Source organism: Streptomyces sp. NPDC005483 (assembly GCF_040606035.1).
Lineage (GTDB): Bacteria > Actinomycetota > Actinomycetes > Streptomycetales > Streptomycetaceae > Streptomyces.
On the sequence record NZ_JBEXEA010000065.1, the window covers coordinates 1 to 26,719 of the forward strand.

The window sequence follows — 26,719 nt, forward strand, 5'->3', positions numbered from 1 at the left end:
CCCTCACCCGCGACCAGGACATGCGCAAGTCCCCACCCGACCTGTTCCCCGCCCACGCCACCCTGGAGGGCTACCGCGCCGTCCTCGACCAGCAGCTGCCCTACCTCGGCACCAGCCTCGTCATCGGCCTGGGCACCGTGGCGCTGACCGTGGCCCTGGCCGCCCCGGCCGGCTACGCGCTGGCCAAACTGCGCCCCCGCGGCGGGAGCGCACTCAGCTTCCTCCTGCTGGTCGCCCAGATGATCCCCGGCATCATCATGGCGATGGGCTTCTACGCCATCTACCTCCAGCTCGGCCTGCTCCAGTCGGTGCCCGGCCTGATCGTCGCCGACTCCACCCTGGCCGTCCCCTTCGCCGTCCTCATCTTCACCGCGTTCATGTCCGGCATCCCCGGCGAGCTGATCCAGGCGGCGCAGATGGACGGAGCCCGGGCCCTGCGCACCTTCTGGTCCATCGTGCTGCCGATGAGCCGCAACTCGATCGTCACCGTGTCGCTGTTCGCGTTCCTGTGGTCCTGGTCCGACTTCATCTTCGCCAGCACCCTCGCGGGCGGCGGCGCCCACGAGCCGATCACCCTGGGCATCTACCACTACATCGGCAACAACAACCAGCAGTGGAACGCCATCATGGCCACCGCCGTCGTCGCCTCCCTGCCCGCCACGGTCATCCTCGTCCTCGCCCAGCGCTACGTCGCCGCCGGAGTCACCGCCGGCGCCGTCAAGGACTGACCACCACACGACCGCCTCCCCGACGATCCCCCACGATCCCTGCTCGAGAAACGAGTTCCCCTTTCATGACCGCCGACCGCTTGGGCCCGGCCTTCTCCGTCCACGACATCCCGTTCAGCACGCACGGCTCCTGGTTCGGCATCTCCCCGGTGCTCGCGGAGAAGACCCGCGCCGAGGACCTCCACCTCGTCTCGCACCAGAACGGCATGCACGCCGTCCTGCGCCTCGTCCCCCTCGACGCGGCGACGGGCGAGCGGGCCGAGACCCTGGTCGAGGCGACACCGGGCCTGCTCACCTGGACCGGCGCGGCCGGACGCGTGGAGCTCACCTACGAGACACCGGACACCGTACGACTGCGTGGTGCGGGCGCGCCGCTGCGGATCTCGGCGGCGGCCCGGACACTGACGCCGTTCAGCGGGACGTACTTCTACCGCGAACCGGCCGCCGACGCCTACGTGTTCACCTCGTACGAGACCGGGCGCCGCTACCGGATCTCCCTGCTGTCCGGCACGGTGGCCGAGGTGTTCGGCAGCCAGGCCCTGGGCGGCGCCGACCGAGGTGTCACCGTCGCCGCCGACGCGGACGGCGGATGGGAGATCGCGGTCGAGGAACTCGACACCGCCCGCCCTCCCTACGTGTCCACGGCGGCGTTCGGCAAGGTCGTCGAGGCCGCGCGCAACTCCTTCGCCGACTTCGTCGACACCGTGGCACCCTGGCGCTCGTCCGAAACCCCGGCCGCCGAACTCGCCGCCTACGTCCTGTGGTCGGCGACCGTACGTCCGGCCGGCCTGGTCACCCGGCCCGGTGTCCTGATGTCCAAGCACTGGATGGACAAGGTCTGGAGCTGGGACCACTGCTTCAACGCCCTGGCCCTGGCCCCCGGTTGCCCCGAACTGGCCTGGGACCAGTTCCAGCTGCCCTTCGACCACCAGGACGACTCCGGGGCGCTGCCCGACTCCGTCACCCACTCCGAGGTGCTCCGCAACTTCGTCAAACCCCCCATCCACGGCTGGGCGTTCGGCCACCTGCGTCGCCGGCTGCCCACGCCTCCCGACCGTGCGGAACTGACCGGGACGTACGACCGGCTGGAACGCTGGACGGAGTTCTGGCTCACCGCCCGGCGGGCGCCGGGCGCCGCCCTGCCGCACTACCAGCACGGCAACGACAGCGGCTGGGACAACGCCACCACCTTCGACCCCGAACGCGTGGTCGTCGCCGCGGACCTGGCCGCCTTCCTCACCCTCCAGCTGCGTGAACTCGCCGACCTGGCCACGCGCTTGGAGAGACCGGAGGACGCCCGCCGGTGGACCCGGGCCGCCGAGGAGACGCAGCAGGCGATGCTCGACCAGCTCTGGACGGGCGACCGGTTCGTCGCCCAGGGTGTCGACAGCGGCGACACCTGGGGCACGTCCAGCCTGCTCGACCTGATGCCGATCGTGCTGGGCGAGTATCTTCCGAACGACGTCAGCCAGGTGCTGGCCGCCCGGATCGAGTCCCATCTGACCCCCTACGGCCTGGCCACCGAGCTGCCGACCTCGCCGCACTACCTCCCCGACGGCTACTGGCGAGGCCCGATCTGGGCCCCCGCCACGATCCTCGTCGAGGACGGCCTGCGCCGCGGCGGCCACCAGCGGCTGGCGGACGAGATCAGCGCCCGCTTCCGCGCCCTGTGCGAGAAGCACGGCTTCGCCGAGAACTTCGACGCCCTGACCGGCACGGGCCTGCGCGACCGCGCCTACACCTGGACGGCCGCCGCCTACCTCCTCCTCGCCGAAGCCCACGCACAACGCGGCGGCCGCTGAGGCCGGTCAGGCGAGGCCGGCCTCGTCCGCGCCGCGGGTTCGAGTACGGGGCACGGGCGAGTCCCCGTCTCCCCGATCACCGGTGGAGCGCGGGTGAAAACCCTGTGGAAGCGCTGTCAGTGCGGCCGTTTATGCTGCACGGACGATCACGCGGGACCAGGGGAGGGCGCGGCATGTTCGGCAAGCTGTTCGGCAGGGATGCGGAGAGACCGGAGGCGAATCCGTACGCCCTGCCCGTCCCGCGCAGACAGAAGAACGGGACGTACCCGCTGCGCGCCCTCGGGGACACGCGGGTGCTCGCGCTGGTGGAAGCGGCCGACGCCGGTGACTGGGAGGCGGTCAAGGCGGCCCTGGCTCCCTTCGATCTCGGCCGTGACCACCAGGTCCTCGCCGAACTGGCCGAGTTGGACGGTCTGCAGGACTGGATCGGCCGGGCCGTCGAGGAGGACAAGGAGCACCGGGCGACCGCCCTGCTGATATCCGGGACTCGGCACATCAGCTGGGGCTGGGAGGCCCGCACCTCCGCGCGCGCCGTGAACGTCACGCAGGAGCAGTGGCGCGTCTTCCACGAGCGACTCGAGACAGCCGAGGAACAGCTGCTCGAAGCCGCCGAGCTGCGGCCCGACTGGATCACCCCGTGGCGCCGCCTGCTCACCTCGGGTCGCGGCATGTCCCTGGGCCCCGGTGTCAACGAGACCCGGCGCGACGCCGCCCTGCGCCGCGACCCGCTGGACCTGGAGACCCACATCGAGTGGGTGTCGCAACTGCAGCCCCGGTGGAGCGGTGAGCCGGGCCAGGCCCTCGCGTTCGCCCGTGAGGCCTTCGCCGGCGCGCCCGACGGGCACCGCCTCGGCTGTGTGATCGCCATGGCCCACATCGAGGAATGGGTGGAGTCGGACAGCGCGGACCACCTCGACACCCCCCAGGTCCAGGAGGAGTTGAGGGAGGCGGCCAGGCGCAGCATCCTCCACCCCGCCCACGAGCGGCCCCTCGGCTGGCAGGAGGACTTCAACATCTTCGCCATGGCCCTGGCCCTGTCCGCCGAGAGCGTCGTGGCCCCGCGTGTCTTCCATGAACTGGGCGGCGCCTACACCTCGTGGCCCTGGAAGTACATGGCGGAGCCGGAGAAGGCGTACGCCCGCTTCCGGCGCCGCGCCTGAACCGGCCCCGCCTGCCCCACGTCGAAGACCTCACCCCGGACTGCCTGATGACTCTGCCCGACGCCCCCTTGAGCCCGGCCACCGCCGACCGCACTTTCCAGGTGGACCTGCGCGGCCTCGTCGATCTCCTCTCCCACCACCTCTACTCCAGCCCCCGTGTCTACCTGCGCGAGCTCCTCCAGAACGCGGTGGACGCGCTGACCGCCCGGCACGGCCTCGAACAGGGCGCCCCCGCCGACGCGTTCGGCATCCGCCTGTACGCCGACGGCTCCGTGGTCCGCGTCGAGGACGACGGCGTCGGTCTCACCGAGGCCGACGTGCACACCTTCCTCGCCACGATCGGCCGCAGCAGCAAGCGCGCGGAGCAGATCGCCGACCAACGCGCCGACTTCATCGGCCAGTTCGGCATCGGCCTGCTCTCCTGCTTCCTGGTCGCGGACGAGATCCACGTCCTCAGCCGCTCCGCCCGCACCCCCGATGCTCCCGCCGTGGAATGGCGGGGCCGCGGCGACGGCAGCTACACCGTCCGCACCCTGCCCGCCTCCACCCGCCCCAGGCCCGGCACCACCGTCACCCTGACGCCCCGCGCCGACGCGGGCGAGTGGACTCGCCCGGCCCAAGTCCATGCGCTGGCCCGCCACTTCGGCTCCCTCCTGCGCCACCCGGTGACCTTCGACGACGGCACAGGCGGGCCGGGCGGCACAGGCGGTCCTGGTGCGTCCGGGGGAGCACCGGTCAACCCCGAACCCGCGCCCTGGGCGCGCACCCACCCCACCCCCGGAGCCCGCTCCCGCGCCCTGGCCGCCTACGGCGAGGAGGTCTTCGGGTTCACGCCGCTGGACACCATCGAGCTGGACCTGCCGGCCGTGGGCCTGAAGGGCATCGCCTGCGTGCTGCCCGAGGCGGTACCGGCCGGGCGCCGCCACGGCCACCGCGTGCACGTCAAGGGCATGCTGCTGTCCGAGCAGGCCGAGGAGATCCTGCCCGACTGGGCGTTCTTCGTCCGCTGTGTCGTGGACGCCGAGAGCCTGCGCCCCACGGCGTCCCGCGAGTCCCTCTACGAGGACGACACACTGGCCGCCGTACGCGACGCGCTCGCCGAGCGCCTGCGCGCGTGGATCGCCAAAGCCGCCGCCAGCGACCCCGAACTGCTCGGCCGCTTCCTCCAGGTCCACCACCTGGCCGTGAAGTCCCTCGCGGTGCACGACGACGAGATCATGCGGATGCTGCTGCCCTGGCTGCCGTTCGAGACCACCGACGGGCACGCCACCCTCGACGAGTTCGCGCGCACCCACCGCACCGTGCTCGTCACGTCCAGCGTGGAGGAGTTCCGCCAGGTCGCGGCGATCGCCTCGGCCGCCGGGCTCGGCGTCGTCAACGGCGGCTACACCTACGACCGCGCACTGGTCCACCGGCTGCCCGAGGTCAGGCCGGAGGTCAGCGTCGCCGACCTCGACCCGGCGACCCTCACCGCCCACCTCGACCCCGTCGACCGGGAGACCGAGCTGGCCGCCGCGGCCTACCTCGCCCAGGCCCGCGACGCACTCGCGGTCTTCGACTGCGATGTCGCGCTGCGCACCTTCCAGCCCGCCTCCGCCCCCGCCCTCCTTCTCGACAGCCGCGAGGCCCGGCACGAACGCACCCGCTCCCAGCTCGCCCGCGAGCAGCAGGGCGGCGTGTGGGGTGACATCCTCGGCGCCCTGCGCCAGGAGGCCCCGCGGGCCCAGCTGATCCTCAACCAGCTCAACCCGCTGGTGCGCACCGCGGTCACCATCGACGAGCCCGAGCTGGCCCGCACCAGTGCCGAAGCCCTCTACGGCCAGGCCGCGATGCTGTCCCGCCGCCCGCTCAGACCCGCCGAGTCGAGCCTCATCAACCGCTCCTTCCTCGACCTGCTCGCCCACGCCCTCCGCAAGGACAGCTGACGATGCCTACCGCGATCCAGACCACCGACGAGCTGTACCAGGCGCTCCAGGAGAACGACCAGCGCCCCTACGGCCGCACCCGCACCGTCACCGCCGAGGAACTCGTCGACGCCGCCGAGCAGTTCGAGGAGCCCGTCCCGCTCGTCCACGCCCTGCTCGAACTCCAGGAGGCGTACACCTACGGCTCCGAGCCCCGGAAGTCGCCCGTCGTCTTCGCCCGGCTGCTGACCCTCTTCGACGAGCAGCCCGACGTCTTCGACGAGCGCCTGCGCCACATGGTGTTCTGGCGGTTCAAGTGGGTGGGCCACGCCCTGCGTCAGCTGCCCGAGATACCGCTGGCCAGCCTGCGCCAGTGGCTGCAGGAGATGCGCGACCGCTACGAGAAGGCCGGCCTCGGCCTCCAGCCCTACTACGGACAGGCCTACCAACTCGCCGCCCACGTCGGCGAGGACACCACCCTCGCCTTCGAACTGTGGGCGGGCCGCGCCCGCACCCGGCTCAGCGACTGCGAGGCCTGCGAGATCTGCGAGCGCGCCCTGTTCCACCTCGCGGCGGGCGACGACGAGCGGGCCCTGCACACCTGGGAGCCCGTGCTGAACGGCAAGGAGTCCTGCCAGGAGGAGCCGGCCCGCTCCCTCTCGTACGCGCTGCTGCCTCTGCTGCGCACCGGTGCCGCCGACCGGGCCCGCGAACTGCACCTCGTCGGCTACCGCGGCTGCCGCCGCAACCCGTCGATGTCCGGCGAGGTGGGCCGCCACCTGGAGTTCTGCGCGCTGACCGGCAACGAGGCCCGCGGCCTGGAACTGCTCGCGGAGAACCGGAACCTGTTCGACGAGGTCGACTCGCCACTGGACCAGCTCGACTTCCTCACCGGCGTCGAGGTCCTCCTCCAGCGCGTCCAGCACCTCGGCCACGGTGACCTGCCCGCCGCGGGATACGCCGGCCGTACCTGGACCGTGGCCGGGCTGCACGACGAGGTGCGGCGCCGGGCGGACGACCTCGCCGCCCGCTTCGACGCCCGCAACGGAACCCCGACCCACACCGACCGCCGCAGGGCCCGCCTCGACCGGGCTCCGCTCCTCGACGCGCTGGAACTGACCCTGCGCACCCGCACCCTCGACGAGGTCGCCCCGGCCGCCCCGGTCACCGCGCCGGCCTCCCGCACGGCCGCCGCCGTACCCGACGCCCTGCCCGAACTCATCCTCCGGGCGAGGGAGTTGGAGGAGCAGGGACATCCGGAGGCCCGGACCTGCTTCGCCCGGTTGCGCACACTCGTCGCCACCCGCGACTACGCCCACCCCGGCGACCCCGCGGTGGGTTCACTGCTTCGGCTGCGCGCGGACCTGCTGGCCGACGAGGCCAACCAGGCGGGCAACAACGACGAGTTCGCCGAGGCCGCGGCGCTCCACGAGGAGGCCGCGGCTCTCTACGACGACGCCGCGGAGCCCGGTCACGCGGCTTTCGCCCGGGCCTGCGCCCTGCTCGCCACCGCCCAGATCCCCGGGCCGGACGGGGACGACGCCGAGGCGAAGGCGGCCGCGCTGACCGCCGTCCACGCGTCCGTGGGCCGCCTGCACGAGGAGACGACCGGCCTGGCCCCGTACCAGGAGGCACGCCTGCTGCGGCTGCGGGCCACCGCGCTCGGCCTGCGCCTACAGACCACGGGAAGCGAGGAGCACGTCGCGCCGGTGTTCGCGGAGGCGGACCTGCTGCACGACTTCGCCACCCGGCACGACCTCGCCTCGCAGATCTCCGGCGCCCTGCTGCTGCGGGCCAGCACGCACGCCATCTCGGGCGACCTGCCCGCCGCGGTCACCGAGATCGACGCCCTCCTCGACCGGCTGAAGGCGCACGGCCCCGAATGGCACCTGCCCCGCACCCTCGGACTGCGTGGCCGGCTCCAACTCGCCCTCCGGGACCCGCAGGCCGCGCACACCGACCTCAGCGAAGCTCTGCGACGGGCCGCGGACTGGCCCGCCGACACGGTCGACACCTCCCGCCTGCACGGCGATCTCGCCGAGGCCTGCCTGCACCTGGGCCGCCCCGACGAGGCACTGCGGCACCTGACGCGCTCGGCGGAGGTGAACCTCCGCCTCGGCAACCGGATCGACGCGTTCTGCACCTACAGCAACGCGGCCCAGCTCAGCCTCGACCTGGACCGCGTCGAGGACTGCATCGCCCTGCTGGACTCCCTGCTGGCCGAACCGGACGTCGCCTCAGGGGAGTTGGACGACCGGCTCGCCGCCCAGCTGCGCCTGACCCGCGCCCGCGCACTGCGCGCGGGGGAGGACATCAAGGCCGCCACGGCGGAGTTCGCCGCGCTCGCGGCCGAGTCGGCCGGCTGGGACGACGACCCCGGCAGCCACGCGATGATCGCCGCGGAGACGGCCGTACTCCTCGGCGAGGCGGGCGAGTTCGGCAGGGCCCGCGAGGCCGCGGACCAGGCGATCGCAGCCCATGGCCGGGAACCGCGCTACGAACTGCTCAGCAACTGCCTGCGCGAACTCGCCCGCCTCCAGGCACAGCAGCAGGGCCCCGACGGCCTGGCCGACGCCCTCGCCTTCCTCGCCGACGCCGGCCGGATCGCCGACGAGGCCCGCGCCGCCGGGTACGAGCCCCGCGGCCGCTCCCTGGACAGCGCCCTGGCCTACGAACACGGGCGGGTCAACGCCTACGCCGGCGCGTACGAGGATGCCCTGGCCGCCCTGGAGAAGGCCCTGGCCCTGCTCGGCGAGCCGGGACCGGAGGACGACCGGGCCGGTGAGTGGGCCGAGTGCGTCCGCCTCGCGGGCGCCGTGGAGGGCCTGTACCTCGAACGTCCCGCCCCCGCCCTCACCCGCCTCGACGCCGCGGTCTCCCACCTGACCGCCCACGGCCACACGGAGGAGACCAAGTCCCTGACCTCCCTGGCGGCCCGGCTGCGCGACGAGGAGTGACGCGGCGGAGAGCATGCGGGCACCGGTTCCGTGGGCCGACCCCGGTGTCATAACCTCGTGAAGCAGACGTCAGTGGCCCGATGTATCCGTCCACGCTGAGGAGGCGATGGTGCTCGGAAAGGGCACGTGGTTGCTCGTGGGTGCCATCGTCGTGGCCTGGATGGTGCTCTCCGGACCCAGTGCCCCGAGCGGAGCCCTCGACGCCGGGTCGCTGCCCCCCAAACCGGTCAAGAACGTCGTGCCGAACCGGGTCATGACGTGGAACCTCTGCAACCCCTGCAAGACGGGCAACGACGACCGGGCGGCCGAGATCGCCACGTTCGCGCCCCAGGTCGTCGGTCTGCAGGAGGCGTGCGTGGGTGACGTCGAGAAGATCCGGGAGTACCTGCAGAACCTCCACGGGCTCGTCTATCACGTCGAGTACGGGGCGGTTCTCCAGAGCTGGGGCCGTTGCGGGGGAGCACCGTGGAACCCGGGCGGCTACGGCGAGGCGATCCTCTCGGCGGCACCGATGACCGACGTCGTCACCGAGGAGTATCCCGACGGCGGCTCCGAGGACCGTGGGTACATGGAGGTCACCACCACGGTGGGCGGCCGCCCGGTCCGCGTCTTCAACACCCACCTCGCCGAACGACGTCAGGAGGCGGTCCGGGCGGACCAGGTGCGCGTACTCGCCAAAGAGGTCGCCCGGCACGACCGCGCGATCGTCATCGGCGACTTCAACGCCGTGCCGGACGCCTACGAACTCACCCCGATGTGGAAACTGGCCACGGACGCGGACCCCGGATGCCGTCCCTCGCCGGCCGGCACCTGCGAGCCGACCACCGACTGGCAGAGCAAGTTCGACTACGTCTTCCTGCGCGACTACGCCCCCGTCAGGCACCGGGTGCATGCGAACCAGGTGTCGGACCATCACGTGCTGTACGCCGACGTGAACCCGGCGTAGACGGGGAGCCGGTCGGGATCTTGCAGATCCACCTTCTGATCCGGGGCTGAACCGGGGTGAAGTCAGCTGAAGACCATGCGGTGGCGCAAAGTGCCGAACTCTGTCGCTGAGCGTGCCAGGGACCACGAGGGAGCGGAACGCCTGTACAGCCGTCCGAAGCCACGGTTCGTATCCGGGCTGCACGGTCGTGACGCGGATACGAGCGCTGTGCGGGGAATGGATCCAGCATTACCTGGCATGTACGGGTCGCACCGGACGTCCCCTGGGGGGCGTGGCCCTGCTGTGACTTCTCCCACCTGCTCTTGCCGGGGCGAGAAGCGCTTGCCTACGTTCGGTCCCATGTCCTCCCATGGCCGCGCCCTTCCCGGCGAACCGGACGAAACCGCCGCGGAAAGCAGGCCCGCGACGGACCGACCCGACCCCCTCCCGACGGTCGACCTGGACGTCGACCTGAGCTCACATGAACTGCTCCGGCGCGTCCATGTCCTGGACGCTCTCGGCCCCGACTGGGATCCCGTCGCCGCGCTGCGCGGCGAGGAAGCGGCGTATGAGCTGCTGTATTCCGGCCTCAGCGCGGAGCAACAGCGCGTGTACGACGAGCTGGTCTCGGCCGGCGTGCTGCCTCGGAGAGGGGGCAGCGATGCTGCCGCTTGACCCGCAGGCGGACATCGGGCGGCGGGCCTGGGTGGCCTGCCCGAACTGCGACGATCATCGCGGGTGCGCCACCTGCGAGCAGGGGCGCACCTGTTCCGAGCACTGGCGCTACCTGCTTTCCCACGTCGGCAGCCTGCTTCACCTGCAGTGCCGGTCCTGCACCCACATCTGGGCACACGAGACGCACTTCGGTGCCACCCGCTCCCGGTGGGAGCGCATGACCAGCGGCCTGCGACGAATATGAGCATTCACCGCGGCCGGCTCGGTGAGCCGGACCGGCGGTGCCGCGGTCGGTCGTGGCCAGTGAGGCCGGACGGCGGATCGGCGCCCGCTTTCGGATGATCCCCCCGCCTGTCGTCGGGAACGGCAGGCCGCCTTGCCCGAGGATCGCGTCCGGCGGGCATCCCTGCCTGCCGTTCGTCCGTCTCGGAGGCAGCGGTGCACATCCTGCTCCTGGCCAGTGCGTTCAACAGCCTCACCCAGCGTGTCTTCGCCGAACTGCGCGACCGTGGCCACAGCGTGGCGGTGGAACTCGCCCTGCCCGGCAGCTCGTTGCCCGAAACCGTGCGACGGCATGCACCGCAGCTCATCGTGGCGCCGATGCTGAAGACGGCGATTCCCGAGGAGGTATGGACGGCGCACACCTGCCTCATCGTCCATCCGGGGCCCGTGGGCGACCGTGGACCTTCCTCCCTGGACTGGGCGATTCACGAGGGCGTCGACCAGTGGGGCGTCACCGTCCTGCAGGCCGACAGGGAGATGGACGCCGGTGACGTGTGGGCCTGTGTACCGTGCCGGGTCCCTCCGGTTCCCAAGAGTGAGCTGTACCGGGGTGAGATCGCCGACGCCGCGCTCGAGGCCGTCATGCTGGCGGTGGAGCGCTTCGCCGAGGGATCCCACGTACCACGCAAGCAGGACGTGGCTCCCACGGCCGACGCCCGTCTGCGCCCCCGCCCTTACCTCGACCAGAGCGTCCGGCGCATCGACTGGGCCGAGGACTCCACGCAGGACGTCCTGCGCAAGCTGAGAGCGGCGGATTCGCAGCCCGGTGTGCTGGACGTCCTGCTCGGGCGTGAGTGGTATCTGCATGGCGGTCATCCCGAGAGCGTGTTGCGTGGCCGCCCGGGCGAGCTGCTGGCCACCAGGGCGGGGGCGGTGTGCCGGGCCACCAAGGACGGCGCCGTGTGGATCCCCGAGCTGCGGCCCCGGCGCGTGCCCGGGCAGCCGCCCACGTACAAACTGCCTGCCGTGCGGGCACTGGGCGGCCTGCTGCCGCCCCTGCCCGATCATGCCCTGCCCCTGCTGCCCGAGGTGCGGCACCGTACCTGGACGGACATCCGCTACCGGGAGGACGGGAACGTCGGGTTCCTCTCGTTCTCCTTCCCCGGGGGCGCCATGAGCACGGAGCAGTGCCGGCGTCTGCTGGACGCCTACCGGGAGGCGTGCGAGCGGCCCACGTCCGTGCTGGTGCTGGGCGGCGAACGGGACTTCTTCTCCAACGGGATCCACCTGGGCGTCATCGAGGCCGCGGACGACCCCGCTGCCGAGTCGTGGGCGAACATCAACGCCATCGACGATCTGGTCGAGGCGGTCCTGACGACGACCGACCGACTGGTGGTCGCGGCGGTCGCGGGCAACGCCGCGGCGGGCGGGGTGATGCTCGCCCTGGCGGCCGACGAGGTGTGGTGCCGCTCGGGCGCCGTGCTGAACCCTCACTACCGCCTGATGGGCCTGTACGGCTCGGAGTACTGGACGTACACCCTGCCCCGCAGGGTGGGTCCGGCGACGGCGGAACGACTCATGCGTGAGGCTCTCCCGGTGAGCTCGGCGGCGGCCCTGCGGCTCGGCCTCGTCGACCGGGTGGTCGACTGCGGTCCGGACGCGTTCGCGGGGGAGGTCGGCGGCCTGGCGGCCCGTCTGGCGTCACTGCCGGCCACGGCGGCACGGATCACCGCGAAGAAGACGGAGCTGGACCGGCTGGAGAGCGTGACCCCGCTGGCCGGCTTCCGTGAGCAGGAGCTGGCCCGGATGCGCCGGACCTTCGACGACCCGGACGCCACGTACCACTCGCTGCGTCGTTCCTTCGTCCACAAGGTGCGGCCGGTGTGCACGCCGCCGCACCTCGGTCCCGCCCAGGTTGCGCAAACCGGTCCGACCCCCTCCGCCGCGGATGTCACCGGAATGGCCCTGCATGGCGTCTCGTCACGGACGAACGGCTGATACGAAGAAGAGCGATGGCCGAAATCTGGGCCTTCATCCCTTACCTCCCCAGGAGGCGGTCCCATGACTGAGGCGACGCCGGACACGGTCGACGCTGCGGACGCGAGCGGCGCGCTCGCCGACGAGACACCCACGATCCACATTCTCTGGATCAACGCGGGCCTGAGCTGCGACGGTGACTCGGTCGCGTTGACGGCGGCCATGCAGCCCAGCATCGAGGAGATCGTGCTCGGTGTGCTGCCCGGCCTTCCGAAGATCGCCGTCCACTGGCCGCTCATCGACTTCGAGTGCGGTCCGGTCGGCGGCTCGGACACGTTCATCGAGTGGTTCTTCAAGGGGGAGCGGGGCGAGATCGACCCGTTCGTCCTGGTCGTCGAGGGCTCCATCCCCAACGAGGCGATCAAGCCCGAGGGCTATTGGTGCGGCTTCGGCGACAACCCGGAGACCGGCCAGCCCATCACCACCAGCGAGTGGATCGACCGGCTCGCCCCGAAGGCACTGGCGGTCGTCGCCATCGGCACCTGCGCCACCTACGGCGGCATCCACGCCATGGCGGGCAACCCGACCGGCGCGATGGGCGTACCGGACTACCTCGGCTGGGACTGGAAGTCCCACGCGGGCATCCCCATCGTGTGCGTCCCCGGCTGTCCGATCCAGCCCGACAACTTCTCTGAGACGCTCACCTACCTGCTCTACCAGGCGACCGGCGCCGCCCCGATGATCCCGCTGGACGACAAGCTGCGCCCGACCTGGCTGTTCGGGGCCACCGTGCACGAGGGCTGCGATCGCGCGGGCTACTACGAGCAGGGCCAGTTCGCCCTGTCGTACGACTCGCCGACGTGCCTGGTCAAGCTCGGCTGCTGGGGCCCGGTCGTCAAGTGCAACGTGCCCAAGCGCGGCTGGATGAACGGGATCGGCGGCTGCCCCAACGTCGGTGGCATCTGCATCGCCTGCACCATGCCCGGCTTCCCCGACAAGTTCATGCCGTTCATGGACGAGCCCCCCGGCGCCAAGGTGTCCAGCGGCACCAGCGGAGCGTACGGCGCCGTGGTCCGCAAGCTGCGGTCGATCACCGCGAAGACGGTGGACAAGGAGCCCAAGTGGCGCCGTACCGGAGACAAGATCACCACCGGATACCGACCGCCGTGGTGAGCATTCGCCGCGGGTAATCCGCTTCCCGCTTCGTGCACCCCCCCCACACGAACCTCCCGCGCAACGAAGGGCACGGCACACATGGCACCGACGACGAAGGCGGCCGGCGACGGCAGCGGCCTGGTGGAGATGGCCTGGGACCCGATCACCCGGATCGTGGGCAGCCTCGGCATCCACACCAAGATCGACTTCAAGCAGAAGCGGGTCGCGGAGTGCTACAGCACGTCGTCGGTCTTCCGCGGCTACAGCGTCTTCATGCGCGGCAAGGACCCCCGCGACGCCCACTTCATCACCAGCCGCATCTGCGGCATCTGCGGCGACAACCACGCCACCTGCTCGGTGTACGCGCAGAACATGGCGTACGGCGTGAAGCCCCCGCACCTCGGCGAGTGGATCATCAACCTCGGTGAGTCCGCGGAGTACATGTTCGACCACAACATCTTCCAGGAGAACCTGGTCGGGGTCGACTACTGCGAGAAGATGGTCAAGGAGACCAACCCCGGCGTCCTCGAACTCGCCGAGCGCACCGAGGCCCCGCACGCCGCGGAGCACGGCTACCGCACGATCGCCGACATCATGCGCTCGCTCAACCCCCTCGAGGGCGAGTTCTACCGCGAGGCCCTCCAGGTCAGCCGATACACGCGCGAGATGTTCTGCCTGATGGAGGGCCGCCATGTGCACCCCTCCACGCTCTACCCGGGCGGCGTCGGAACCATCGCCTCCGTGCAGCTCTTCACGGACTACCTCAGCCGGCTGATGCGCTACGTGGAGTTCATGAAGCGCGTCGTGCCCCTCCACGACGACCTGTTCGACTTCTTCTACGAGGCGCTGCCCGGGTACGAGGAAGTGGGCCGCCGACGTGTCCTGCTCGGCTGCTGGGGCGCGCTCAACGACCCCGAGTACTGCGACTTCACCTACGCCAACATGACGGACTGGGGCCGGCGCATGTTCGTCACGCCCGGCATCATCGTGGACGGCAAGCTCGTCACCAACGACCTCACCGAGATCAACCTCGGCATCCGCATCCTGCTGGGCAGCTCCTACTACGAGGACTGGCAGGGCCAGGAGCAGTTCGTCACCCATGACCCGCTCGGCAACCCGGTGGATCCGCGCCACCCGTGGAACCAGCACACCATCCCCACCCCACAGAAGCGGAACTTCGACGACAAGTACAGCTGGGTCATGTCCCCGCGCTGGTTCGACGGCAAGGACCACCTCGCCCTGGACACCGGCGGCGGTCCCATCGCCCGCCTGTGGTCGACCGCCCTGTCCGGCCTCGTCGACATCGGGTACGTCAAGGCCACCGGCCAGAGCGTGGTCATCAACCTGCCCCGCACCATGACCAAGCCGGAGACCACCTTCGAGTGGAAGATCCCGAAGTGGTCCAACGCGCTGGAGCGCAACCGCGCCCGCACCTACTTCCAGGCGTACTCCGCCGCCGTCGCCCTGCACTTCGCGGAGAAGGGACTGGCGGAGGTCCGCGCCGGACGCACCCAGACCTGGGAGAAGTTCGAGGTTCCGGAGGAGAGCATCGGCGTCGGCTTCACCGAGGCGGTCCGCGGTGTCCTCTCCCACCACATGGTGATCCGGGACGGCAAGATCGCCAACTACCACCCGTACCCGCCGACCCCCTGGAACGCCAGCGTCCGGGACACGTACGGCACGCCCGGCCCGTACGAGGACGCCGTGCAGAACACGCCCATCTTCGAGGAGAACACCCCGGAGAACTTCAAGGGCATCGACATCATGCGCGCCGTCCGCAGCTTCGACCCCTGTCTGCCCTGTGGCGTCCACATGTACGTCGGAGGCGGCAAGACGGTGAAGTCCATGCACGTGCCCACCGGCCTGAGCGGACTGGGCGGATGAGCGCGGTCAGCTCCACGGAGCAGACGGGGCGCCGTGTCGAGGAAATCCTCGACAGGCTGGCCGAGAGCGGCGACCCTGCCGCCGCCGCGGCGGCGGAGGAACTCGTCCGGTCCCTCATGGACTTCTACGGTGCCGGCCTCGCCCGCATCCTCCACCTGCTGTCCGGCGCTCCCGGCGAAGCAGCGGCACGCCTCCTGGGCGACGACCTGGTCGCGAGCCTGCTCGTCCTGCACGACCTGCACCCCGAGGACCGCGACACCCGCATCGCCCGCGCCCTCGACGGGGTCCGGGACCACACCCTGGAGGTGGTGGGCTTCGACGACGAGAGCGGCACCCTGACCGTGCGGGCCCGGGAGGCCGGCGGCTGCGGTTGCGGCTCCGGCACGGGTGCCCGGGAGGCCGCGGAGGCAGCGCTCGCCTGCTTCGCACCTGAGGTCAGAGCGGTCGACGTACAGACCGCCCCGGTGGGGCCGACGCTCCTCCAGATCGGCACGGCACCGACGGGGGCCCGATGACGACGTCCCCTGCGACGCGCACGCCCGGCCTGCGGAGGTTCCTCACCGAGAGGCCTCCGCAGCCCGAACGGTGTGAGCTGTGCGCCGTGGCGGTGGAGACGGGCCACCGTCATCTCGTCGACACCGAGAAACGCGCCCTCGTCTGCGCCTGCGCCCCGTGCGCGCTGCTGATGGAGCAGCCGGGCGCCGCCGCGGGCCGCTTCCGCACGGTCCCGGCCCGCTACCTCACCGACCCCGGACACCGCCTCGACGAGAGCGCCTGGGAGGCGCTGCAGATCCCGGTCGGCGTCGCCTTCCTCTTCCGCAACGCGGCGCTCGACCGGCTGGTCGCCCTCTACCCGAGCCCGGCCGGAGCCACCGAGAGCGAACTCGAACCGGCCACATGGACGGACGTCCTCGGTGGCAGTCGCCTCGCCGAACTGCTCGAACCCGACGTGGAGGCACTGCTGCTGCGCCGCACCGACGGCCGGTTCGAGTGCCACCTCGTACCGATCGACATCTGCTACGAACTCGTCGGCCGTATGCGCCTGTTGTGGCAGGGCTTCGACGGTGGAGCCGAGGCCCGTGCCGCGCTGGACGCGTTCTTCGCGGACGTCGCGCGACGCGTCCGGCCCCTGGGCGAGGTGGGTCGCCCGTGACCGCGTTCTCCTTCGCCTGCACCGGCGTCCGCGCCGACCAGTACGCCGCCGGACCGACCCTCGTCTTCCGGCTGCGCGTCACCGCCGCCGACAACGCGCGCGTGCACGCCCTCGCGTTGCGCTGCCAGATCCGCATCGAACCCGCCCGCCGCGGCTACGCGCCCGCCGAGGCCGACGGCCTCGCGGACCTCTTCGGCGAGCGCTCACGCTGGGGCAGCACGCTCCAGCCGGTGCAGTTCGCCCAGGTCTCGGTCATGGTCCCGAGCTTCACCGGAGAGATCGAGACCGACCTCGTCGTGCCCTGCACCTACGACATGGACATCGCCGCCACCCGCTACCTCACCGCGCTCTCCGACGGCGAGGTCCCCCTGCTGATGCTCTTCTCCGGTACGGCGTTCACCGGAACCGGCGGCTTCCAGGTGGAGCCCGTCCCGTGGGACCGCGAGGCGGCCTTCCGGATGCCCGTCACCGCCTGGCGGGAGATGGTCGAGCAGCACTTCCCCGGCTGCGGCTGGATCCGGCTGCCCCGCGACGCCATGGACGCCCTCCTCGCCTACCGCTCCCGGCACGCCCTGCCCTCCTGGGAGGCGACCGTCGCGGCGCTGCTGGAGGGTGCCGACCCGCCCGTGCACGACCCGCTGCGCGCCCTGACCGCCACCACCGGAAGGACCGATCCGTGACCGTGACCGCGTTCGCCCCCGAGACCGAGGAGCGCCTCGCTCTCGCCCGGCAGGTGGCCGACGCCGTCCTCTTCGAGGGCTATGTGCTCTACCCCTACCGCGCCTCGGCGGCCAAGAACCGGCTGCGCTGGCAGTTCGGGGTGCTCGTGCCGCCCGGCTGGGGCACCGAGTGCGAGGAGCACGACTTCCAGCACACCGAATGCCTGATGGAACCGAAGGCGGGCGCGACCCTCGCGGTCGAGGTGCGCTTCCTGCACGCCCGACGGCGCACGGTGCAGCAGGCCCGCCCGGACGGCGGCTTCGACACGGTGCCCGAACTCCGCCTCGACGACCGGGTGTTGGTGCCCTGGGACGAGGGGAGCGAGGAGCGCGTCGAGGTGGTCGCGTCGGTGGACGAACTCCTCGGCGACGGCGTCACCCATCCCTTCCGGCTCCCCGCCCGCGAGGACACCGAGCCGGTCCTGGACGAGGCCGGACGCACCGTCGGCCGACTGGTCCGGCGCTGCGAGGAGATCAGCGGGAGGGTCCGGCTGTCCGCCCGCGAACTCGACGGCCCCTACCGGGTGTTGCGGCTGACCGCAGTCGTCGAGAACACCAGCGACTGGACACCGCCCGAGGGCCGCGGCGCGGACCGGGAGGCGGCGCTGCCGCGCTCCCTGGTGGCCACCCACCTCCTCATGGCCCTCAGCGCCGGATCGTTCCTCTCGATGACCGATCCCCCTGAGTGGGCGAAGGGCGCGGTCGCCGCCTGCCGCAACCTGCACACCTGGCCCGTGCTCGCCGGCGAACCCGGCCGCGCCGACCTCGTGCTGTCCTCGCCGATCATCCTGGAGGACCATCCGGCCATCGCGCCGGAGAGCCCCGGCGCGCTCTACGACGCCCTCGAGATCGACGAGATCCTCGCGCTGCGCACCGCGGCCCTCACCGACGAGGAGAAACGCGAAGCCCGGGGCACCGACGAGCGGGCGGCCGCCGTGATCGAACTGGCGGACTCGATGCCGGCCGAGGTCCTGGAGCGGCTGCACGGGGCGGTGCGGAGCCTGCGCGAGGTGACCGGTCCCGGCCCCGCCGCCCCGGACGGCGGCTTCCCCGACGAATACGGGGTGATGCGGCCGGACACCCCCTGGTGGGACCCCGCGAGCGACGCGGGCTTCGACCCGGCACAGGACCGGGTGGTCGTGGACGGGCGGTCGGTGGGCAAGGGCAGCCGCGTCGAGCTGCGTCCTGGGGCGCGGCGCACCGACGCGCAGGACATCTTCCTGCGGGGCCGCACCGCGAAGGTCGAAGCGGTGCTGCACGACGTGGACGGCGGGGTGCACCTGGCGGTCACCGTCGAGGGCGACCCGGGCGCCGACGTCCGCCGCGAGCAGGGACGGTTCCTGTACTTCCAGCCCGACGAGGTCACACCGCTGGAGGACGACGTATGAACCTTCCCCCACCGCCTGGTCCCAGGACGCTCGTGGCGGGCATCGGCAACGTCTTCCTCGGAGACGACGGCTTCGGCGTGGAGACCGCCCGCCGACTCGCCGAGCGCGACCTGCCCGGACACGTCGAGGTCGTGGACATCGGGGTGCGTGGGGTGCACCTCGCCTATCAGCTGCTGGACGGCTACGACACCCTCGTTCTCGTGGACGCCACGGCACGCGGCGAAGCCCCCGGCACGCTGTACGTGATCGACCACGACATCGGCGGGAGCGCTTCGCCCCCTGCGGCCACGCTGGACGGCCACCGGATGACCCCCGACGCCGTCCTGGCGCTGCTGGGCACCCTGTGCGCCGGGACCGGCGGCGAGCCACCACGCCGCGTCCTGGTCGTGGGATGCGAACCGGCATCGGTGGACGAGGGCATCGGTCTCAGCCCGCCGGTGTCCGATGCTGTACCGGAGGCCGTCCGGCTGATCGAAGAGCTGCTGCGGGACGGCGAGCCGTCCGTGGCGCAGGCCTCAACCGCTGAGGCTCCGACATGAGGAGAGACGGGATGAAGAAGTTCGTCATCGGTGGAGCGGCCGTCGCCGCCATGGTCGCCGTCGTCGTCGAGGTACTTCCCGACCTGAGGCGCTACCTGCGCATCAGACGGATGTGAATCGGAGCCGCCACCGGTGTGCCGCGCGATTGCGTCGAACGGCGTACCCGCCGGCCGGCCACGGCGTGCCGGGCCGTGCGACCCGGCCGCGCGCGCCTCTAATGAAGGCCGACCGGAGGCAGCCGCGGACGGAAGGACGGAAACCATGCACGAGATGTCCGTCGCGCTGGCCGTCGTCGACCAGGTGGAAGAGGCCGCCGCACGGGCCAAGGACGTCACGGCGGTGCGATCGGTACGGCTCCAGGTGGGTGAACTGGCCGGCGTCGTACCCGACGCACTCGCCTTCTCCTTCGAACTGGCCTGCGCCGGAACCCTGCTGGAAGGCGCCGAACTGATCACCGAAGCGGTGCCCGGGCGGGCCCGCTGCACCCCCTGCGCACACGAATGGGCCGTCGGCATGCCGCCCCGGCTCACCTGCCCCGCGTGCGGCGGTACGCAGACCGACCTGCTCGCGGGCCGGGAACTGCAGATCGTCGACGTGCACTGGGAGGACGGCCTCGGCCCCGCGCACACGCCCACCCGCGAACCGATCTCCGAGGAGCGCTGAACCATGTGTCGTGTCGTCGACCTGCGGCAGGCCGTACTCGCGAAGAACGACGCGAGCGCCCACGAACTGCGCGCGCAGCTCGCGGCTCGAGGCATCGCGCTCGTCAACCTGCTGTCCAGTCCGGGCAGCGGCAAGACCGCGCTGCTGGAGCGCGAACTGTTGCGCGCACAGGAGCGGGCCGTTCCCGTCGCGGCGCTGAGCGCCGATCTGGCCACCGAGAACGACGCGGCCCGGCTGGCGCGTTCGGGGGCCCCCGTCAAGCAGGTGCTCACCGACGGACTGTGCCATCTGGAGGCGGGGATGCTCGCCGGGCACCTGGACGGGTGGCTGCCCGACGACACCCGGCTGCTGTTCGTGGAGAACGTCGGCAACCTGGTCTGCCCGGCCTCCTACGACCTGGGCGAGACCCTGAGGGTCACCCTGGCCTCCGTGACGGAGGGCGAGGACAAGCCACTCAAGTACCCCACCGCCTTCGGCCTCGCCCACCTGGTCGTGGTCACCAAGACCGACATCGCGGAGGCCGTCGAGTTCGACGAGGCGGCGTTCCGCGCGAATGTGCAGCAGGTCAACCCCGGAGTCGAGGTGCTCATGACGTCGGCACGCCGGGGGCAGGGAATCGGCGCGCTGCTCGACCGGGCGCTGGCCGCCATGGACGGCACACCTGTCCACTCACCGGTCATGACCCGCCAGCCTCATCACCACACTCACCCGCACAACCACCCGGAGGCCACCGGCACCATGGCCCACACCCACTCGTGAGCGGTCCGCAGGCTCCGACCTCCGTCGCCGAGAACACCCCACGACGCCGCCGGGTCACCGTCAAGGGAGTGGTACAAGGCGTGGGCTTCAGGCCCTACCTCTACGGTCTTGCCACCGAACTCGCCCTGGCCGGACACGTGACCAACACCCCGGAGGGCGTCGTCGCGGAGGTCGAGGGCAACGCCTCGGCCGTGGCCCGGTTCTGCGACCTGATCGCCGCCCAGGCACCGCCGCTGGCCCGCGTGGAGTCCGTGCACCACCGGGAGGTGCCTCCCGTCGGCGGCACCGCGTTCACCATCCTCACCTCGCGCACCGGCGGACCGGCCCGCACCCTGGTCTCCCCCGACTCCGCCACCTGCGCCGACTGCCTCGCCGAGTTGGCCGACCCGGCGGACCGGCGCTACCGGCACCCGTTCGTCAACTGCACCCACTGCGGCCCGCGCTTCACGATCGTCACCGGCGTACCGTACGACCGGGCGAACACCACCATGGCCGACTTCGCGATGTGCCCCGACTGCGCCCGGGAGTACGAGGATCCGGCCGACCGCCGGTTCCACGCGCAGCCGGTCGCCTGCCCGGCCTGCGGGCCCCGACTGCGGCTGGTCCTCGCCCAGGAGGCACGGATCGGGAATGTCGAGGGGGCGGACCCGCTCACCGACGCCCGCACGCTGCTGAAGCGGGGCGCGATCCTCGCCGTGAAGGGCCTGGGTGGCTACCACCTGGCCTGCGATGCCACGAACCAGGAGGCGGTCGCCCTCCTGCGCCGGCGCAAGGCGCGCGGGGACAAGCCGTTCGCCGTCATGGCCAGGACCGCGGACGACGTCCGTCACCTCGTCCGGCTGAGCCCGGCGGAGCGGAGCCTGCTCGAAGGCCGTGCCAGGCCGGTCGTCCTGCTGAGGCGGCGTCTGCACGCCAACGGGGATCCGTGGCCCGCCCAAGCCGTGGCACCCGGCAGCCCCGACCTCGGCGTGATGCTGCCCTACACGCCCGTGCACCATCTGCTGCTCGGCCTGCCCGGCGACCCGGACGGCCCCGGGCTGCTGGTCATGACCAGCGGCAACCTGTCCGGTGAGCCGATCGTCACCGACGACAACGACGCGCTGGAGCGACTGGCGCACCTGGCCGACGCCTGGCTCACGCACGATCGGCCGATCCACGTTCCGTGCGACGACTCCGTGGTCCGCGTCTGCGACGGGGAGCCACTGGTGATCCGCCGCTCGCGTGGCCACGCCCCGCTGCCGGTCTCCCTCCCGCTGCCGGTACGGCCCGCCCTCGCCGTCGGCGGAGACCTGAAGAACGCCTTCTGTCTCGGGGCGAGCCGGCAGGCCTGGCTGTCGGCGCACATCGGCGACATGGATGACGTAGGCACGCAGAGGGTCTTCGAGGGCGCGGTGACGCAGTTGGAGTCCATTACCGGGGTGCGCCCCGAGACCCTGGTCTCCGACCGGCATCCCGGCTACCGCTCCGCCGGATGGGCCGACCGGAACGCGGCGCACCGGCCCGTCCTACGCGTTCAGCACCATCACGCGCACATCGCCGCCGCCATGGCCGAGCACGGACTGGACGGCACCCGGCCGGTGATCGGCGTCGCCTTCGACGGCACCGGCCACGGCGACGACGGCGCCGTGTGGGGCGGGGAGTTCCTGCTCGCCGACTACGACCGCTACACCCGGTTCGGACATCTCGCGTATGTTCCACTGCCCGGTGGTGACGCAGCGGTGCGCCGGCCATACCGCATGGCGCTGGCCCACCTGAGGGCGGCCGGGATCGACTGGTCCGACGACCTCGCCTGTACGACTGTCTGCCCGCCCGACGAACTCCACGTACTGGAACGGCAGTTGGAGCGCGACCTGAACTGTGTCCCCACGTCGAGCATGGGCCGGCTCTTCGACGCGGTGTCCTCTCTCGCCGGGGTGTGCCACCTGGCGGGGTACGAGGCACAGGCCGCCGTCGAACTGGAAGGGGCGGCTCTGCACGCACCCGCCGACGACACCACCGCGTACGCCTTCGCGCTGCACGCGTCGGAGGAGAACCGGGACGGCGCCGTACGGGCCGATCCGGCACCCGTACTCGCGGCGATCGTCGGCGACCTGCGCGTGGGTGTCGAGCCGGCCCTGGTCGCCGCGCGCTTCCACCGGGGCGTGACCGGCCTGGTGCACCGGATGTGCGCGCGGGCGCGAGAGCGGCACGGGCTGGACACGGTCGCCCTGACGGGAGGCGTGTTCGCCAACACGCTGCTCTCATCGGCCTGTGCCGCCACCCTGCGCGAGGACGGCTTCACGGTCCTGCGGCACCACCTGGTGCCGCCCAACGACGGTGGCCTGGCGCTGGGCCAACTGATGGTGGCCGCCCGCGCCACTCCCACCGACTGAGCAAGCGCGCAACCCACAGCGAGGAGAGGCTCATGTGCCTGGCGGTACCCGGCAGAGTGCTGGACATCGAGGAACGGGACGGTACCCGGATGGCCACGGTCGACTTCGGCGGCGTGGTCAAGGAGGTGTGCCTGGAGTATCTGCCCGACCTCCAGGTCGGCGAGTACGCCATCGTCCACGTCGGGTTCGCCCTGCAGCGGCTGGACGAGGAGTCGGCGCGCCAGACACTCGAACTCTTCGCCGAACTCGGCCTGCTGCAAGAGGAGTTCGGCGACCCCTGGGAAACGGCGGCGGCGGAGGCGGCGGGCTCGGAACCGGTGGAAGAGGTGCGGAACAAGTGAAGTACATCGACGAGTTCCAGGACCCGGAGCTGGCACGCCGACTCCTCGACGACATTCACGCCACGGTGACCCGGCCATGGGCGCTGATGGAAGTCTGCGGAGGGCAGACGCACAGCATCATCCGGCACGGCATCGACCAACTCCTGCCGGAGGAGGTCGAGTTGATCCACGGACCCGGTTGTCCGGTGTGTGTGACTCCGCTGGAGGTCATCGACAAGGCTCTGGAGATCGCCTCCCGACCGGAGGTGATCTTCTGCTCCTTCGGCGACATGCTGCGCGTGCCGGGCACCGGACGGGACCTGTTCCAGGTCCGCGGAGAGGGCGGTGACGTGCGCGTCGTCTACTCACCGCTCGACGCGCTGCGGATCGCCCAGCAGAACCCCGACCGCGAGGTGGTGTTCTTCGGCATCGGCTTCGAGACGACGGCACCACCCAACGCCATGACGGTCCATCAGGCCCGGAAGCTCGGCATCCCGAACTTCAGCATGCTGGTGTCCCATGTCCGTGTACCGCCCGCCATCGAGGCCATCATGTCCTCGCCGAGCTGCCGGGTGCAGGGCTTCCTCGCGGCCGGCCATGTCTGCAGCGTGATGGGCATGGGGGAGTACCCGGAACTGGCGGAGCGCTTCCGGGTGCCGATCGTCGTGACGGGCTTCGAGCCACTGGACATCCTCGAAGGCGTGCGCCGTACCGTCCAGCAGCTGGAACGCGGTGAGCACACCGTCGACAACGCCTACGCCCGTGCCGTTCGCGCGGAGGGCAACCCGGCCGCCCGGGCCATGCTGGAGGACGTCTTCGAGGTCACCGACCGCGCCTGGCGCGGCATCGGGGTGATTCCGCAGAGCGGCTGGCGGCTGGCACCGAAATACCGCGCCTACGACGCCGAGCACCGCTTCTCCGTCGAGGGCATCCGCACCCAGGAACCGGCCGAGTGCCGCAGCGGAGAGGTCCTGCAGGGACTGCTCAAGCCGCACGAGTGCGAGGCCTTCGGCACTCTGTGCACGCCTCGTACGCCATTGGGGGCCACCATGGTCTCCAGCGAGGGAGCCTGCGCCGCGTACTACCTCTACCGGCGGCTGGACATGCCCGCCACCAAGGCCCAGGAGGCGACCCCCGTTGTCTGACACCACCGATCTCCCCGTCCCCGCCCTGGACGTCGAGGCATGGACGTGTCCGGCGCCCCTGCGGGACCGGCCGCGTGTCGTCATGGGCCACGGCGGCGGCGGAGTGCTCTCCGCCGAACTGGTCCAGCAGATCTTCGCTCCCGCCTTCGGGGGCGAGGTGCTCGCCCAGATGGGTGACGCCGCCGTCCTCTCCCTGGGCGGTGCCCGGCTGGCGTTCTCCACCGACTCCTACGTGGTGCGGCCGCTGTTCTTCCCCGGCGGCAGCATCGGAGACCTGGCGGTCAACGGCACCGTCAACGACCTCGCCATGAGCGGCGCTCGCGCCGCCTACCTCTCCTGCGGATTCATCCTGGAGGAGGGCGTCGAGCTGGATGTGGTCACTCGGGTGTCCGAGGCTCTGGGGGCGGCCGCGCGCACCGCCGGCGTGGAGGTGGCCACCGGGGACACCAAGGTCGTGGAGGCCGGCCACGGCGACGGGATCTACATCAACACCGCGGGCATCGGTCTCGTCCCGGCGGGCGTCGATCTGCGCCCTCAGCGGGTCGTCCCCGGAGACGTCGTGATCGTCAGCGGCGCCATCGGCGTCCACGGGGTGGCGGTCATGAGCGTACGCGAGGGACTGGAATTCGGAGTGGAGATCAAGAGCGACTGCGCGGCGCTCGGCGGCCTGGTCGACGCCATGCTCGCCGTCACCTCTGATCTGCACGTCCTGCGCGATCCGACCCGGGGCGGCCTGGCGGCCTCGCTCAACGAGATCGCGCAGGCCTCCGGGACCGGAGTGGTCATCCGGGAACGCGATGTCCCGGTCCCGCCGGCCGTGGCCAACGCCTGCGCCATTCTCGGACTGGACCCCATGTACATCGCCAACGAGGGCAAGCTGGTGGCCTTCGTTCCGCGCGAGCACGCCGACGCCGTCCTCGGGGCGATGCGCGGCCATCCTCTGGGCGCGGACTCCGTGATCATCGGTGAGGCCGTGGAGGAGCATCCCGGCATGGTCGTGGCACGGACTGGCCTGGGCGGGACACGCGTGGTCGATCTACCGATCGGGGAGCAACTTCCGCGTATCTGCTGACAGGGGTGTGTCTCGCCAGGGAACCTGTCGTCCGGGCCCGATTCGGAGGGTTGATCCGGTCAGCGCCCGGACGGCGGATCCTGTGGGTCCACGCCGGTCTTGGCGGCAGCGTCCTTCGTGCCGCTGGGGCGCTGAGAGCGGCCCTTGCGTCCGGTGTCGCGCCTGCCCCTCTCGTCCGCGTCGCCGTACTCCTCGCCGCTTGCGTTCGGGCTCTCGACCGTGTCACCGGGGACGGACTTCGTCTCCTCGGCGGACTTCGTCCGGCCCGGACCGGGCTTGCCGGCGTGCTCGGCGTGGAAGGAGCGCTCGGCGCTCGGGTTGTCCTGCTGGTGGGTCTCGTCCACGTCGGGTGACCAGCCGTGATGTTCGGTGTCCTGGTGACGGCTGGGACCCCTTCCGTGCGGTGGCTCGGACGGACGTGGTTTCTTCGACATGGTCGGATCCGCCTTTTCAAGGTCAGTGGGGGGACACCGGTGACGGCGGTCCCAAGATAAGTAAATTATCCCACCTTGTAATATTTCAGGCATTTCATGACCCATTCCGGCGCTGCCGCGGAAGTCGGGTAGACGAGGCTCCTGGTCGTTGCGGTGGTGTTCTCTACGCACCACGCATCGTCCGAGGAGCCTCGCTTGGTCCTGTATCGAGCCACGCTCGACCTCCCGCGTGAGCTGGTCGACCATGTCTCATGGCTGCGCAGAACGAGACGCTGCCCCATCTCGCGGCGGGGTTCGGGGTGGCGTCCCGCTTCGTGGTGTAGCCGATCAACGTGAGGGCGTACGCCCCGGGGCGTGTGTCGATGGAGATTCCGCTCCCTGCCCGGCAGGCGGGCCACCATGCAACTCTCCCTGGTGAACGGGCAGTTCAATCAGGAGGTGCATGATGGCCCTGTCCCAGCATGACTTACTTCGGCTGCTGGAGTCACTGCGTTCGTCGGACGGACTCGAACTCGTCCGGTCCGTGGCCGAGCGGATGCTCCAGGAGCTGATCGAGGCCGAGGCGACGTCGAGGATCGGCGCGGAGTGGAACGAGCACACCGAGACACGCACCGCGCTGCGCAACGGGCACCGCGACAAGACGCTGACCACACAGGCCGGTGACCTGGACCTGGCCATACCCAAGCTGCGCTCGGGCAGCTTCTTCCCGAGCCTGCTGGAGCGTCGCCGCCGCATCGACCAGGCCCTGTTCGCCGTCATCATGGAG

At 71.2% G+C, this 26,719-nt stretch carries 24 protein-coding genes and 1 pseudogene; 24 read left to right on the forward strand and 1 reads right to left on the reverse strand.

Annotated elements, in window-relative coordinates; genetic code table 11:
- The 22 genes from ABZT06_RS48075 to hypE form a co-directional block, all read left to right on the forward strand.
- Positions 1–728 (forward strand): carbohydrate ABC transporter permease (locus ABZT06_RS48075; RefSeq protein WP_355755705.1); only part of this gene is annotated, 728 nt, incomplete at its 5' end.
- 65 nt (positions 729–793) lie between these two features.
- Positions 794–2,530, forward strand: a complete 1,737-nt coding sequence (locus ABZT06_RS48080) for a trehalase family glycosidase (RefSeq protein ID WP_355755708.1) — start codon at positions 794–796, stop codon at positions 2,528–2,530.
- A 173-nt stretch (positions 2,531–2,703) separates the two neighbouring features.
- The gene (locus tag ABZT06_RS48085) at positions 2,704–3,690 is read left to right on the forward strand and encodes a hypothetical protein (protein ID WP_355755710.1); all 987 of its coding nucleotides are present in this window, start codon (positions 2,704–2,706) and stop codon (positions 3,688–3,690) included.
- Between the two features lie 47 nt (positions 3,691–3,737).
- Positions 3,738–5,615 (forward strand): HSP90 family protein, encoded by a 1,878-nt coding sequence (locus ABZT06_RS48090; RefSeq protein WP_355755712.1) that lies wholly within the window; start codon positions 3,738–3,740, stop codon positions 5,613–5,615.
- 2 nt (positions 5,616–5,617) lie between these two features.
- On the forward strand, positions 5,618–8,551 hold the full coding sequence (locus tag ABZT06_RS48095) for a hypothetical protein (protein WP_355755714.1): 2,934 nt from the start codon (positions 5,618–5,620) through the stop codon (positions 8,549–8,551).
- Between the two features lie 106 nt (positions 8,552–8,657).
- Positions 8,658–9,497, forward strand: a complete 840-nt coding sequence (locus ABZT06_RS48100) for an endonuclease/exonuclease/phosphatase family protein (protein WP_355755716.1) — start codon at positions 8,658–8,660, stop codon at positions 9,495–9,497.
- 339 nt (positions 9,498–9,836) lie between these two features.
- Positions 9,837–10,151 (forward strand): DUF6400 family protein, encoded by a 315-nt coding sequence (locus tag ABZT06_RS48105; protein ID WP_355755719.1) that lies wholly within the window; start codon positions 9,837–9,839, stop codon positions 10,149–10,151.
- Positions 10,138–10,395 (forward strand): hypothetical protein, encoded by a 258-nt coding sequence (locus ABZT06_RS48110; RefSeq protein WP_355755722.1) that lies wholly within the window; start codon positions 10,138–10,140, stop codon positions 10,393–10,395. The genes ABZT06_RS48105 and ABZT06_RS48110 overlap by 14 nt, the downstream gene beginning before the upstream one ends.
- Before the next feature lie 194 nt (positions 10,396–10,589).
- Entirely contained in the window at positions 10,590–12,371 is a 1,782-nt protein-coding gene (locus ABZT06_RS48115; protein WP_355755725.1) for an enoyl-CoA hydratase-related protein, read from the forward strand.
- 63 nt (positions 12,372–12,434) lie between these two features.
- On the forward strand, positions 12,435–13,523 hold the full coding sequence (locus tag ABZT06_RS48120; protein WP_355755728.1) for a hydrogenase expression protein HypE: 1,089 nt from the start codon (positions 12,435–12,437) through the stop codon (positions 13,521–13,523).
- Positions 13,524–13,604: 81 nt separating this feature from the next.
- Entirely contained in the window at positions 13,605–15,389 is a 1,785-nt protein-coding gene (locus ABZT06_RS48125) for a nickel-dependent hydrogenase large subunit (protein WP_059207536.1), read from the forward strand.
- The gene (locus ABZT06_RS48130; protein WP_355755732.1) at positions 15,386–15,904 is read left to right on the forward strand and encodes a hypothetical protein; all 519 of its coding nucleotides are present in this window, start codon (positions 15,386–15,388) and stop codon (positions 15,902–15,904) included. Before ABZT06_RS48125 ends, ABZT06_RS48130 begins: the two co-directional genes overlap by 4 nt.
- Positions 15,901–16,542 (forward strand): DUF5947 family protein, encoded by a 642-nt coding sequence (locus ABZT06_RS48135; protein ID WP_355755735.1) that lies wholly within the window; start codon positions 15,901–15,903, stop codon positions 16,540–16,542. The genes ABZT06_RS48130 and ABZT06_RS48135 overlap by 4 nt, the downstream gene beginning before the upstream one ends.
- Complete coding sequence (locus ABZT06_RS48140) at positions 16,539–17,222, forward strand: DUF6084 family protein (protein WP_355755738.1); 684 nt, start codon at positions 16,539–16,541, stop codon at positions 17,220–17,222. The genes ABZT06_RS48135 and ABZT06_RS48140 overlap by 4 nt, the downstream gene beginning before the upstream one ends.
- On the forward strand, positions 17,219–18,649 hold the full coding sequence (locus ABZT06_RS48145) for a hypothetical protein (RefSeq protein ID WP_355755740.1): 1,431 nt from the start codon (positions 17,219–17,221) through the stop codon (positions 18,647–18,649). Before ABZT06_RS48140 ends, ABZT06_RS48145 begins: the two co-directional genes overlap by 4 nt.
- The gene (locus ABZT06_RS48150; RefSeq protein WP_355755743.1) at positions 18,646–19,188 is read left to right on the forward strand and encodes a hydrogenase maturation protease; all 543 of its coding nucleotides are present in this window, start codon (positions 18,646–18,648) and stop codon (positions 19,186–19,188) included. The genes ABZT06_RS48145 and ABZT06_RS48150 overlap by 4 nt, the downstream gene beginning before the upstream one ends.
- Before the next feature lie 261 nt (positions 19,189–19,449).
- Positions 19,450–19,851 carry a hydrogenase maturation nickel metallochaperone HypA gene (hypA, locus tag ABZT06_RS48155; protein ID WP_355755746.1) on the forward strand — a complete coding sequence of 134 codons (402 nt, stop codon included), beginning with the start codon at positions 19,450–19,452 and terminating at the stop codon, positions 19,849–19,851.
- Positions 19,852–19,854: 3 nt separating this feature from the next.
- Positions 19,855–20,610, forward strand: coding sequence for a hydrogenase nickel incorporation protein HypB (gene hypB, locus ABZT06_RS48160; protein ID WP_355755749.1), 756 nt, complete (start codon positions 19,855–19,857; stop codon positions 20,608–20,610).
- Complete coding sequence (hypF, locus tag ABZT06_RS48165) at positions 20,607–22,982, forward strand: carbamoyltransferase HypF (RefSeq protein ID WP_355755751.1); 2,376 nt, start codon at positions 20,607–20,609, stop codon at positions 22,980–22,982. Before hypB ends, hypF begins: the two co-directional genes overlap by 4 nt.
- Before the next feature lie 32 nt (positions 22,983–23,014).
- Positions 23,015–23,323: a HypC/HybG/HupF family hydrogenase formation chaperone gene (locus tag ABZT06_RS48170; RefSeq protein ID WP_079072410.1), complete on the forward strand. Its 309-nt coding sequence runs from the start codon at positions 23,015–23,017 to the stop codon at positions 23,321–23,323.
- Positions 23,320–24,447 carry a hydrogenase formation protein HypD gene (gene hypD, locus ABZT06_RS48175; RefSeq protein WP_355755756.1) on the forward strand — a complete coding sequence of 376 codons (1,128 nt, stop codon included), beginning with the start codon at positions 23,320–23,322 and terminating at the stop codon, positions 24,445–24,447. The genes ABZT06_RS48170 and hypD overlap by 4 nt, the downstream gene beginning before the upstream one ends.
- Positions 24,440–25,519 (forward strand): hydrogenase expression/formation protein HypE, encoded by a 1,080-nt coding sequence (gene hypE, locus ABZT06_RS48180; protein ID WP_355755759.1) that lies wholly within the window; start codon positions 24,440–24,442, stop codon positions 25,517–25,519. The genes hypD and hypE overlap by 8 nt, the downstream gene beginning before the upstream one ends.
- Before the next feature lie 59 nt (positions 25,520–25,578).
- Here the strand turns inward: hypE and ABZT06_RS48185 are convergent, their stop codons facing one another.
- Positions 25,579–25,953, reverse strand: a complete 375-nt coding sequence (locus tag ABZT06_RS48185) for a hypothetical protein (RefSeq protein ID WP_355755761.1) — start codon at positions 25,951–25,953, stop codon at positions 25,579–25,581.
- 153 nt (positions 25,954–26,106) lie between these two features.
- Between ABZT06_RS48185 and ABZT06_RS48190 the strand changes: the two are divergent.
- A pseudogene (locus tag ABZT06_RS48190) lies at positions 26,107–26,223 on the forward strand (IS5/IS1182 family transposase); the annotation flags it as partial.
- A 175-nt stretch (positions 26,224–26,398) separates the two neighbouring features.
- On the forward strand, positions 26,399–26,719 hold a 321-nt coding region (locus ABZT06_RS48195), incomplete at its 3' end, for a transposase (protein WP_355755763.1).